The organism is Flavobacterium sp. F52 (assembly GCF_000278705.1).
GTDB classification, from domain to species: domain Bacteria; phylum Bacteroidota; class Bacteroidia; order Flavobacteriales; family Flavobacteriaceae; genus Flavobacterium; species Flavobacterium anhuiense.
The window spans coordinates 291,047-304,500 of sequence record NZ_AKZQ01000025.1 but is presented as its reverse complement, the minus strand read 5'-3'; the positions used below and the strand labels follow the sequence as shown (position 1 = coordinate 304,500).

Below are 13,454 nucleotides of genomic sequence, written 5' to 3'. Positions count from 1 at the left end.
CTTGTAGTCAAATTTACCATAAGATAAATTCAGATTGACTATAAGTAAAAAAGGCAAAACTACAACTTAACTTAAACTTACCACAAATGTTTTTTTAGGAATTGATTTTAATCGCTTTTTGATGAGATTACCATCGTCAAATTTGCCAAAAGAATCGATTTTGAAGTTGCTTATAGTCTACAAGTACTACATGTTGGAAAAGAGATTCAGGCCCTCTTTTTCGGCATGACCTGCTTGGGAAGTTTTTCCAGATTTCTCTTAGGGTAGAAAACACTAACTATAACTTAAACTTAATCAATTCTTATTATGAAAAGCAAAAATTGTATTAAAACAACAAAGCTTCCATATTTTATGGCGGTGCTGCTTAGCGTATTTATGATGCAGTTTGGATTTGCTCAAGAATCCAAAACTGTTAGTGGGACAATTACCTCTTCCGAAGACGGATTTGGAGTTCCAGGAGCAACTGTCCAAGTACAGGGAACAAAATCGAGTACTGTTACCGATTTTGATGGAAAATATAAATTGGAGGCTAAAACAGGAGATGTTTTAGTAATCACTTTTGTAGGATTCAAATCGCAGAATATTACGGTTGGAACTCAAAAAGTGATCAATGCGGTTTTGCAGCCAGAAACTGCAGAACTTAAAGAAATTGTAGTGATCGGTTACGGTACTCAAAAGAAGAAAGTTAATACTGCTGCGACTTCATTGGTGTCTGGAAAAGACATTCAGCAAGTGGCATCTCTTGATGTTGTAAATGCTTTACAAGGTCAGGCTTCTGGGGTTTCTGTAACTTCATCTTCTGGTCAGCCTGGAGCGAATATGGTGGTAAATATTCGTGGAGCAGGTACAGCAGGAAATAGCGATCCTCTTTATGTGGTTGATGGTGTAGTAGTAGATAACGGAATTGGATATCTTGATCCCTCTGTTATTGAAAGGGTTGACATTTTAAAAGATGCTTCGGCAGCTTCTATCTACGGAGCAAGAGCTGCAAATGGAGTTATCTTGGTTACAACCAAAAAAGGTAAAGATGGTAAAATGAATGTGTCTTTCAGTACTTATACAGGTTTTCAGCAAATTGCCAAAAAACTTGATTTAATGAATACGCAAGAATATACAACGATCATGAATGAAGCTCGTGTAAATTCAGGATATGCTCCGTTATACACAAAAGAGCAAATCGCAGGATTTCCTGATCACGATTGGCAGAAAGATTTATTTAATGAAGGCGCAATGAAACAAAATCATTCGCTTTTGATTACAGGTGGTGACGAAAAATCTACGATTGCAACAGGTTTATCGTACTACGGACAAGAAGGTATGATTGGAGGATCTACCAATCAATCTCAATATGACCGTATTACTTTTACAGCAAACTCTACTTCAGAAGTAATTAAAGGGTACTTAAAAATCGGAGAAAATTTCACTTTATCAAACATCAAGTCAAGCGGTGTTGCCGACGATGGTATCTACAGCAATGCGATTAGAAGTTTCTTAAATGCAGCCCCAATTGATCAGCCCTATGATGAGAACGGAGATTTTGCTCGTTCTATTATTTCTCAAGATATCAGCAATCCGGTTGGATCTTTATATTACAACAACTTTAATCAGACTAAGACGAATCGTTATGTAGGTAATATTTTTGCCGAATTAAAATTTGCAAAGAATTTTACTTTCAGAACTAGTTATGGGGTTGATATGACAGATAGCAATTACCGTGCATTCAGACCTGTTTATTCACTTTCTTCAAATGACAACAATACGGTTTCGAGCGTAACTCAAAGTGCAACAAAATCGTTAGGATGGATTTTTGAGAATACACTTCAATACAAATTCAATCTTGCTACTTCTCATAATTTTGATGTTTTAGTAGGTACTTCTGCAAAAAAGAATACGTCTGATTATCTGGAAGGGCAAGGAAGAAACTTAATTTTTGATGATTTCGAGCACGCATATCTAGACAATGCAAAGGATCCTACATCAAATGTTGTAAAAGGAAACCGTAGAGATTATGCAATCCAGTCTTACTTCGGACGTTTATTGTACGATTATAACAATAAGTATTTATTCTCTGCAACAGTTCGTCGTGACGGTTCATCAGAATTTGGTCCAGATAATAAATATGCTATTTTCCCATCATTCTCTGCAGGTTGGAATTTAGATAAGGAAGCTTTCTTCAAAGAAAACAAGGTTTTAAATACTTTCAAATTAAGAGCGAGCTGGGGACAAAATGGTAACGACCAATTTGCAAGAAGATTTGCTTACATGTCTGTAGTAAACTCAACAGATAAAACATATCATTTTGGAACTGGTGATGAAACTCTTTTAGTAGGTTCAAGCCCAGATCAGTTAGCAAACCGTAACTTAAAATGGGAAACTTCTGAGCAGTTAGATTTAGGTTTTGATGCTACCTTGTTTACCAACTTTACTTTAACTTTTGATTACTACGACAAGAAAACCAAAGATTGGTTAGTATTGGCCTCTATACCAGCTTATGCAGGAGCCACTGCCCCTTATATTAATGGTGGTGACGTAAGCAATAAAGGTTTTGAAATTGGTTTGGCTTATCGCACACATTTTGGAAAAGACTGGAATTTTGCTATTAATGCAAACCTTTCTCGCAACCAAAATGAAGTGTTGAGAATTGCAAACAACGAAGGAATCATTCACGGAGAATCAAATGTACTATTCCAAGGTTTAGACGAGATGAACCGTGTTGAGGTTGGAAAACCAATGGGTTATTTCTACGGATTAAAAACAGACGGAATTTTCCAAAATGCTACAGAAGTTGCAGCGGGTGTTCAGCCAAATGCACAGCCGGGAGACGTTCGTTTCGTAGACTTAAATGGTGACGGAAAAATTGATGCCAATGATAAGACTAAAGTAGGAGATCCAAACCCTGATATTAATTACGGTGTTAATTTAGAATTATCATACAAAGCTTTTGATTTATCTGTTAATACTTACGGTATTGCTGGCGGGCAAAACGTTTTTGGAGTTCACGATTATACACGTGCTTACACAAACAACACTACAGATGTGTTGAACAGATGGACAACTGAAGGAACTTCGAACAGAATTCCAAGAGTAACTTACGGAACTGATGCAAACGGAAACTATACTAAATTCTCAGATTTATATATTCAGGATTCAGATTTCTTCAGAATTAAAAACGCTACAATCGGATGTGATTTAACGAAGTTGACAGATGGATTAAAGTTCTTCTCTAAATTCAGATTGTACGTGGCAGGAAATAACATTTACACATTCACAAAGTACAAAGGAATGGATCCAGAAATTGGTTTCGGAAACGTAAATCAATCTTGGGCTAAAGGAATTGATGTTGGATATTATCCACAGCCAAGAACCTATTTAATGGGGCTGAATGTTAACTTTTAAAATTCGAAAATTATGAAAACATATATAAAATTATTTGCGCTTTCAAGCTTACTTACTTTAGGAGCTTGTTCGCAGGATTTCTTGGAAAACGAACCATATACTGATAAGGTAACAGAGAATTTTTATAAAACGCCTTCTGATGCTTTTGAAGGTCTTGTAGCAGTTTATGATGTTTTACAGCGCGAAGCTTACGGCGGACCATTATTAATTAGCGAGCAAGCTTCTGATGATTGCTTTGGAGGTTATGGTATTGCCGATGCTCAAACCGATATCGAATGGGATCGTTTCTTGTACGTTTCGGACAAAGACATGAACAAAGATGTTTGGTCAAATGCTTATTTAGGAATTTACAGAGCTAACATTTTATTAGAAAATTTAGGCAAAGTAAATTGGGGATCAGATACAGCTTTGAAAACTCGCTACGAAGCTGAGGCACGTTTCTTAAGAGCGCACTTTCATTTTACAGCAGCTAAAATGTTTGGAGATATTATCCCACTTGACCATACGGTAACAACAAGTGAGTTCGAATTACCAAGACAAGCTCCAGAAGTTACGTATGCTTTAATAGCAAGCGATTTAAAATTTGCAGCAGATAATTTAGGTCCAGAAAACTACTCACAAGCAGGAAATGCTAATTATGGGCGTATTACAAAATGGGCTGCAGAAGCGTATTTGGCTAGAACATTCTTATTCTATACAGGAACATATGGTAAAGCAGATTTAGCTGGTGTAGTTTCTAAAGCAGAAGCAACAGCTTATATTAATGATGCCGTAAATAATAGCGGACACGGTTTAGTGGCTGATTTTGCTAATCTTTGGTTAGCAGCGTCTTTCGAAAATTTCGTTGGAGAAGATAATACAGAAATGGTTTGGGCGGTTCGTTTTAACGGTTCAGGAAAAGGAAACTGGGATCTTCATGAAGGAAACCGTTTTCAGGTAAACATTGCGCCTCGTGGAGGATCAATAGGAAGATATGCAACAGGCTGGGGAGGAGCGACAGTAAATCCTAAGTTGGTAGATTCTTACGAAGCTGGAGATACCAGAAAAGCAGCATCATTTATTGATTATGCAGGTGAAAATTTAAATTTTGATCCGCAAGCTAGAGAGCAGCGTCAGTACACAGGATATTCTTGGAAAAAATATTGTCCAATTACCAATGCAGCAGGAACAGCTGTCGTAGAGGCAAACGGAGGAAATTTTCAAATTGACAACTACCAAGATTATGCTATTATTCGTTTCTCAGATGTATTGCTAATGGCAGCTGAGTTGAATTTACAATCGAACCCAGCTTTAGCACAGGCAGATTATGATAGAGTACGTGATCGTGCTTTTAAAAATACTACTCACAGAAAAACAGTCAGTTTAGAGAACATCATGAAAGAGCGTCAGTTAGAATTAGCGCTTGAAGGACTTCGTTATTTTGACTTAATAAGACAAGGAATGACGGTTGCAAAAGCAGCTATTGATAACAACACTGGAGATTCTCAGTTTAATGTAACTTTTAGAACAGAGACTCAAGGTTGGTTCCCATTACCGCAATCTCAGATCATTCTTTCAAATGGTACAATAACTCAAAATCCAGGCTGGAATTAATTTAAAACAAAAGACTATGAAACGTATATTATATATTTTAATAGCAGCTGTTACAATGGGTTCGCTGTTATTTTCTTGCGAGGCAATCGAGGATCGCGAAAGCCTTCCAGCAGTTACTTTGACATCAGAAACACTTAAGTTTTCTGTAACGCAAGATGCTACAAATAAAAATCTTGTAAACTTTAAAAGTGATGATCCAACGGTAATTCCATTTTGGAAATATGTAGATGCATCGGGAAATGAACTGGGACATTCTAACAAAAGCAGTGATCAAGTGATTTTGCCTTTTGCAGGAAAATATACAATTTACTATACCGCTTACACAAGAGGAGGTTCTGTAGAAGCTGCCCCTGTGACTGTAAACGTCCCTGAGAATGACGAAAGTTATTTTAGAGATCCGAAATGGCAAATGTTAACTAATGGTGTTGACGGAAAAACATGGGTTTTAGATTTTACAGATCCAGTGGGATGGGCAGGTTTAGATTATCCTTATAATCCAAAAGGTAGTGACTATTGGAATTGGTTTCCAGATTACGCAAGCAACTCTTGGGTAATGGCTAACAAAAACTGGGGAGAAATGTATTTTGATTTAAATGGAAATTACAATACATCGGTTACTCAAACAGCGATTGCAAACAACAATCAAACAACAAAAAAAGGAACCTATTCATTTGATATTGCAAATAATAAATTGGTTTTTAACGGTGGAGTACAAATGCTTTACGGTGGAGACTATTATGGAGACTGCAGCAACTGGATCAGTGTAAAAGTGGTTGAGCTTACAGCAACATCTTTAAGATTAGCAGTAGTGCGTGATCAAAGCAGAACTGGTGAAGGAGTTTGTCTAATTGTATTCCACTACAAGCCGAAATCGTAAGTTAGTTAGTTTTGAAGTCTCAGTCCTAAAAGCATTCGTAATGTTCTTTAAGACTGAGACTTAAATTATTTTATGGAGAAATAAATGAAACCGTTTTTTATTTCTATCTTCAAATTCCAAAAAACAAAAAAGTACCCATGCATATTATAAAAAACATAAAAAACATAAGTTTATGGGCAGTTGCAGCCGGAGTTCTTTTCTTGAATTCTTGTGCAAAAAAAGAAGATGCATTTGTAAACCGAAAAGTTTCTTTTAATGCAGATTGGAGCTTTCATCTAAACGATAGTATTGTTGATAAAGATACTATTGGAGCTTCAACAAAATGGAGAACTTTAGACGTTCCTCACGATTGGAGCATCGAAGGAAAGTTTGATGAAAAAAGTCCTGGCGGTTATGGCGGAGGATCTCTAAATGGAGGTCTGGGTTGGTACAAAAAAACATTTAAAGTTGCTGCAGAAGACAGCACAAAAATTACTTCAATCACTTTTGATGGCGTTTATAGAAACAGCGAAGTTTGGGTAAACGGGCATTATTTAGGAAAACGTCCAAACGGATATATTGGTTTTCAATATGAAATTACGCCGTACTTAAACTACGGAGACAAAAACAACGAAATTATTGTTAAGGTTGACAATTCAAAACAACCCAATTCACGTTGGTATTCGGGTTCAGGAATTTTTAGAAATGTCTGGATCGAAACCACAGATAAACTTCATGTTGGGCAATGGGGAACTTACGTTACAACTCCAAAAGTTACACCTGAAAAAGCCTCGATAAATATTGAAAATCGAATTCAGAATGATCATTCTGAATCAAAGAAATTCACATTAGTAACTACTATTTATAAAGAAGATAAAAAAGTAGGATCAGCTGATGTTATAGAAATGACTCTTACTCCAAAAAGTGGCACATTGCTAAATGTAAAAGCTGAAATTGAATCGCCAATTTTATGGTCAGTCGAAAAACCGGAACTCTACACTGCAGTTACTGAAATTTCTGTTGATGATAAAATCGTCGATCAATACAAAACCACTTTCGGAATCAGAGATTTCAAATTTGACCTAAACAAAGGTTTTATTTTGAATGGAAAACAAGTCAAAATAAAAGGTGTTTGTATGCACCACGATTTAGGGCCATTAGGTTCTGCAATCAACACACGTGCAATCGAACGTCAGTTAGAAATTCTGAAAGAAATGGGCGTAAACGGAATCCGAACTTCTCATAATCCGCCTGCACCTGAACTTTTAGATCTTTGCGATAAAATGGGTTTCATTGTCATGGATGAAGCTTTCGATATGTGGAAACAAAATAAAACCAAATATGATTATGCTAATGATTGGGACAAATGGCATAAAAAAGATTTGGTAGATCAATTGCGCCGTGACAGAAATCATCCAAGCATCTTTATGTGGAGTATTGGAAACGAAATTCCAGAACAATGGAATGAAAAAGGTATCGAGATTGCAAAAGAATTAGCCGCAATTACACGTCAATACGATAAAACGCGTCCGCTTACAGCTGGAATGAATCCACCTGTAAATATGAATATTGATGCTGTGACTTTACAATTTGAGAAAAAAGATGTGTCGATTAATCCGCTTGCTGGATCTGGAGTTTTAGATTTAATCGGATACAATTATGCGCACCAGACATTTGAACATCATCTAAAGAACTTCCCAAAAACTCCTTTCATTGCAACTGAAACTACTTCAGGTTTGCAGACAAGAGGTTATTATGACGCTGTTTCAGATACTATCAAAAAATGGCCAATAAGATGGGATCTTAAATTTACAGAAGGAAATCCAGGAAACACCGTTTCAGCATATGATCAAGTTCAAACACCTTGGGGATCTACGCACGAAGCAACTTGGAAAATCATTAAAAAACATGATTTCTTAGCAGGAATGTATGTTTGGACAGGTTTCGATTACATCGGAGAACCAACGCCATACGAATGGCCATCCGTAAGTTCGTATTTCGGAATTGTAGATTTAGCCGGTTTCCCGAAAGACGTTTATTATATGTACCAAAGTGAATGGACAAATAAAACGGTTCTTCACGTTTTCCCTCATTGGAATTGGAAAGCTGGACAAACGGTTGACGTTTGGGCATACTATAATAATGCAGATGAAGTGGAACTTTTCGTAAACGGAAAATCAGTTGGAAAACGAAGTAAAAAAGGAGATGATTTGCACGTAATGTGGAGAATTCCTTTTGAAGCGGGAACTTTAAAAGTCATTTCTCGTAAAGATGGAAAAGTAGTGTTAGAAAAAGAAATTAAAACCGCTGGAAATCCTGCACAATTAAAATTAACTGCAGATAGAAGCACCATCAAAGCGGATAAAAATGATTTGTCATTTATTACAGTTGATATTTTAGATGTTAAAGGAACTTTAGCACCAAATGCAAATAACGAAATTAATTTCTCTTTAAAAGGAAACGGAAAAATTGTAGGCGTTTGTAGCGGAGATCCAGTTAGCCACGAATCGTACAAAGGAAATAAACATACAGCTTTGGCAGGAAAATGTTTGGTGATTGTGCAATCGGGAGATAAATCTGGAAGATTGGAATTAACAGCAAAAGCGAATGGACTAAAACAATCGACAATTGTAATTACGACTGAATAAAAGTAATAATACGTTAAAATTTAAACACATAGAAACATAGATTTTTTGTTTGTAAAAAAGAAAATTAAAAGAAACTAGTTTCTAACACATAGCTATGTGAATTTAAACAAGTGAAACGCCTTTTTTAAAGACTCCGATAAGCTATGATTCTATGTGTTTAAAAGATTTTAAGATATATAAAGAAATAAAACTAACTCATGAAAAACTCAAAACTAACCGCATTATTTTCTGCTGTTATGTTTGGATTTTTGGCAGTTCCAAATGCTAATGCTCAAATCCAAAATGCAGATGTACTGAATGCACCAATCGATATCAGTAAAGATTTTCAGAACTATCTGAATACTTTTTATTTCGCAGACGAATTGGCTTCTTTTGATCCTGCAACGGGAAAAGGAACAATTAAATATTTAAGATACAATTATAAAACACGTCAGGCTTTCAACAATATGATGATGAAACCGGATGTGGAAAAAGCAAACGAATTCCCAACAACAGAATATGAAGCTTCGCCAGTTTTGCCATTCGAAATTCAGTTTGTTTCAGATAGAACCCTTCGTATCAAAACGACTTCTGGACCACAGTTTCATCCACAAAAAGAATCTTTAATGTTGGTTGACGGTGTTTCGCCAAATCATCCAGAATTATGGAAATATGCTAAAATCGAAGGTGGTCACAGTTATACCAGCAAACACGGAAAAGTTGAAATATTAGTAAAACCTTGGCACGTAAAAATTTATGATGAAAAAGGAAAACTGCTAACAAGCACGCTTCACGATACTGATTTTAAAAATACCTATACGCCAACACTTCCGTTTTCTTATGTTCGCAGAAACAGCGATTACTCAAGAAGTATGGGCGCTGCGTTCAGTTTAGAACCAGACGAAAAAATATTTGGCTGTGGTGAATCATTCACACAATTCAACAAACGCGGTTCAAAAGTAGTTTTATGGACGGATGACGCCAACGGAATCCAAAATGAAACGATGTACAAACCAATTCCGTTTTACATGAGCAGTCGTGGTTACGGAGTTTTCATGCACCATTCAACACCAATTACAGTTGACTTCGGAAAATATTTTTCAAGTGCCAACGAAATGTATATTGGAGACGACGAAGCCGATTTATTTTTCTTCATTGGAGAACCAAAAGACATTTTAGATCAATACACGAATTTGACTGGAAAAGCGGCAATGCCGCCACTTTGGTCATTTGGTTTTTGGATGAGCCGTATTACGTATTTCTCAGAAAAAGAAGGAAGAGATGTAGCAAGAGATTTGCGTAAATATAAAATCCCAACCGATGTTATTCATTTTGATACAGGATGGTTTGATGTAGATTGGAGAAACAACTACGAGTTTGCAAAATCTCGTTTCCCAGATGCTACAAAAATGATGTCTGATTTAAAGAAAGACGGTTTCCAAGTTTGTCTTTGGCAGTTGCCTTATTTCACGCCAAAGAATACTTTGTTTCCAGAAATCATGGATAAAAACTTAGCGGTAAGAGACAGAAAAGGAAATCTTCCGTACGAAGATGCTGTTTTAGATTTCTCAAATCCAGAAACTATTTCTTGGTACCAAGGAAAATTGAAAAAGTTGTTTGATGATGGGGTCGCGGTTTTTAAGGTTGATTTTGGAGAAGCAGCACCGCCAGACGGAATTTACCATTCTGGAAGAACAGGTTTCTACGAGCATAATTTATATCCATTAAGATACAATAAAGCAGTTGCAGAAATTACTCAAAAAGAAAAAGGATATACTTTAATTTGGGCAAGAAGTACTTGGGCTGGAAGCCAGCGTTACCCATTACATTGGGGAGGAGATTCTGAAACTACAAACGGAGCAATGTCGGCAGAATTACGTGGCGGACTTTCTTTAGGTCTTTCAGGATTTAGTTTCTGGAGTCATGATGTTGGAGGATTTGCAACTAAATCACCTGAAAACATTTACAGAAGATGGACGCCATTTGGAATGTTTACTTCACACGTAAGAAGCCACGGAGAACCGCCTCGCGAACCTTGGTTGTATAGCAAAGAATTCTTAGAAGGATTTAGAAAAGCAGATAATATGCGTTACGAATTAATGCCATATATCTACGCTCAAGCAAAAGAAAGTTCTCAAAAAGGTTTACCAATGATGCGTGCTTTATTTGTAGAATATCCAAATGATCCAGGAGCTTGGTTAGTTGATAATCAATATTTATTTGGATCAAGCATGTTGGTTGCACCGCTTTTTGAAGAAGTTGAAGAAAGAGACGTTTACCTTCCAGAAGGAACTTGGATTGATTATCAAACTAAAAAAGTCTATCAATCTGGCTGGCATAAAATCAAAGCGGGCGAAGTGCCAATCGTAGTTTTAGTAAAAGATGGAACAGCGATTCCGCACATTGGTTTGGCGCAGTCAACCAAAGATATGGATTGGAGCAAACTGACATTAAAAGTATTTGCAAGCGATAAAACGACTTCGGCAGCAGCCAAAGTATTTTTACCAGAAGGTGATGCAGTTCAAGAAATAAAAGTGAACAAAACTGGAAACAATTTTGATGTAGCAGCAAATCCATTAAATGGAAAAACCACTTTCAAAACAGAGTGGGCAAAATAAAAAAGTTAAACACAAATTGCACGAATTAACACGAATTGAATTTGTGATAATTTGCGGAATTTGTGGTGAAAAAATATAGCCACAGATTGAGAGGTTATTTCTCTCGCAGATTTAGCAGATCAAGCAGATTTTTTTGATTTTTTAATCAGTATAGGAAATGCAGATTGAAACAATTAAAAAAATAGATCTGCACAATCTGCCAAATCTGCGAGAGAAAAGAAAAAAATCCTTTAAATCAGTGGCAAAAAACATAATACCAAAAAACATGAAAAACTATCTTATTCTCCCAGCCGTACTCTTTTCAATGACAATCGGCTACAGTCAAAAAACGAAGAACGTTTACGAATTGGCATCGCCAAACGGAAAAAACAAAATCAAATTTGAGCTGGTAAAAAACGCCCCAAAATATGCCGTTTCTCACGGAAAAACAGAAGTGATTTCTCCGTCTGATATGGGATTTGTGTTGAAAGGAAATGAAGACTTAAGTTCAAATTTCGAAATCAAAGGAGCCAAAACTTCGACTTTTGATGAAACTTGGGAACAAGTTTGGGGAGAAAAGAAAAACATCAGAAACCACTACAATCAATTAGTTGTTGATTTACAGCAAAAAACTGGAAACAAAAGAAAACTTCAGATTCAGTTTCGTGCTTTTGATGACGGAGTGGCTTTTAGATATGTTTATCCAAAACAAAATGTAAAAGACAGCATTTTCATCATGGATGAAAAAACGACTTTTAATTTAAAAGAAGATGGAAAAGCTTGGTGGATTCCGGCTAATAGAGAAAACCGTGACGAATATCTTTTCAAAGATGCGCCAGTAAGTACACTGGATACGGTTTTAACTCCATTAACAATCGAAAGCAAAAGCGGATTAGCTTTAAGTTTCCACGAAGCAAACTTGTATGATTTTGCAAGCATGACTTTGGTCAACACAAAGGGAACAGAATTAAAATCAGATTTAGTGCCTTGGGCAGATGGCGTAAAAGTTCGTGTGAAAGATTCGTTTACTTCTTCTTGGAGAACTATTCAAATTGGGGAAAATCCAGGAGAATTAATTACTTCTTATTTGGTTTTAAACTTAAACGAACCAAATAAATTAAAAAACACAAACAGCTATTTCAAGCCTTATAAATATTTAGGAATTTGGTGGGGAATGCACATTGGGAAATATACTTTCTGGGAAAGCGACAAACAAGGTGCGACAACCAAACATGCTGAAGAATATATTGATTTTACAGCAAAAGAAGGTTTTCACCATTTATTAATCGAAGGATGGAATAAAGGATGGACTCCGGGTTGGTATGAAAACCGTATGCACATGTTCAGCTTCACGAAAAGCGCAGACAATTTCGACTTAGAAAAAGTGGTTGAATACGGAAAGAAAAAGAATATCGAATTAATCGGTTATCACGAAACAGGTTCGAACTTAATTAACTACTTAAAAGAAGTTGACGAAGGTTTTGCCTTATACAAAAAGCTAGGTATTCATACCGTGAAAATCGGTCATGTTGGTTCTAAATTGAATATGAAACAAATGCACTTTGGACAGTTTGGAGTAAACTATTTCAGATACATTTTAGAAAAAGCGGCACAATACGATTTAGCTGTTTTATACCACGAATCAATTAAAGATACAGGAGAAAGAAGAACTTATCCAAACATGGTTTCGAGAGAAGCGGCTCGCGGTCAAGAATATAACGCTTGGAGCGAAGGAAATCCACCAAACCACTTAACGATTATTCCGTTTACAAGATTACTTTCTGGTCCAATGGATTTCACACCTGGAATTTTTGATGTTGAGGTAAAACAAGGTTATCCAGGAAAAAGAATTCAGGGAACTGTGGGTCAGCAATTGGCATTGTACGTTACGATTTATTCTCCGATTCAAATGCTGGCAGATCTTCCTGAAAACTACGAAGGGAAACCAGCTTTGCAATTCCTAAAAGATGTTCCAACAGATTGGGAAGACACTAAAATCTTAGAAGGAAAAATTGGTGAATACATCACAACAGCAAGAAAAGACAGAAATAGCGCCGACTGGTATCTAGGAACTTTGACCAATGAAAAACCAAGAAATGTAGAAGTTTCATTATCATTCTTAGATCCAAATGCAACATACGAAGCACAGATTTATGTTGATGCTGAAGGAACAGACCAAACGCATAATCCAGAAGCAGTGGCAATTTCGAAGAAAACCGTAAAAGCTTCAGATAAATTACAATTGAAATTAGGCGGTGCAGGTGGTGGAGCTGTTAGATTCAAAAAAATATAATTATTGGTTTTAATATCCTAACAGGTTTCCAAAACCTGTTAGGTATTTAATTTAAAGTGAGATTATAATTAGTTTTGAGATATTAGGATTGC

6 protein-coding genes are annotated in these 13,454 nt (G+C 36.2%); all 6 read left to right on the top strand.

What is annotated here, in order from left to right:
• Window positions 1–306: 306 nt before the first annotated feature.
• The 6 genes from FF52_RS10945 to FF52_RS10920 all read left to right on the top strand — a co-directional run bounded on the left by FF52_RS10945 (window position 307) and on the right by FF52_RS10920 (window position 13,362).
• Complete coding sequence (locus tag FF52_RS10945) at window positions 307–3,396, top strand: SusC/RagA family TonB-linked outer membrane protein (protein WP_008465424.1); 3,090 nt, start codon at window positions 307–309, stop codon at window positions 3,394–3,396.
• 12 nt (window positions 3,397–3,408) lie between these two features.
• Window positions 3,409–4,989, top strand: coding sequence for a RagB/SusD family nutrient uptake outer membrane protein (locus FF52_RS10940; protein ID WP_008465421.1), 1,581 nt, complete (start codon window positions 3,409–3,411; stop codon window positions 4,987–4,989).
• 16 nt (window positions 4,990–5,005) lie between these two features.
• Complete coding sequence (locus FF52_RS10935; protein ID WP_008465419.1) at window positions 5,006–5,866, top strand: hypothetical protein; 861 nt, start codon at window positions 5,006–5,008, stop codon at window positions 5,864–5,866.
• A 137-nt stretch (window positions 5,867–6,003) separates the two neighbouring features.
• On the top strand, window positions 6,004–8,493 hold the full coding sequence (locus FF52_RS10930; protein WP_008465417.1) for a glycoside hydrolase family 2 TIM barrel-domain containing protein: 2,490 nt from the start codon (window positions 6,004–6,006) through the stop codon (window positions 8,491–8,493).
• A gap of 197 nt (window positions 8,494–8,690) precedes the next feature.
• Entirely contained in the window at window positions 8,691–11,090 is a 2,400-nt protein-coding gene (locus FF52_RS10925) for an alpha-xylosidase (RefSeq protein WP_008465415.1), read from the top strand.
• A gap of 265 nt (window positions 11,091–11,355) precedes the next feature.
• The gene (locus tag FF52_RS10920) at window positions 11,356–13,362 is read left to right on the top strand and encodes a glycoside hydrolase family 97 protein (protein ID WP_035691406.1); all 2,007 of its coding nucleotides are present in this window, start codon (window positions 11,356–11,358) and stop codon (window positions 13,360–13,362) included.
• The last annotated feature ends 92 nt before the right edge of the window (window positions 13,363–13,454 follow it).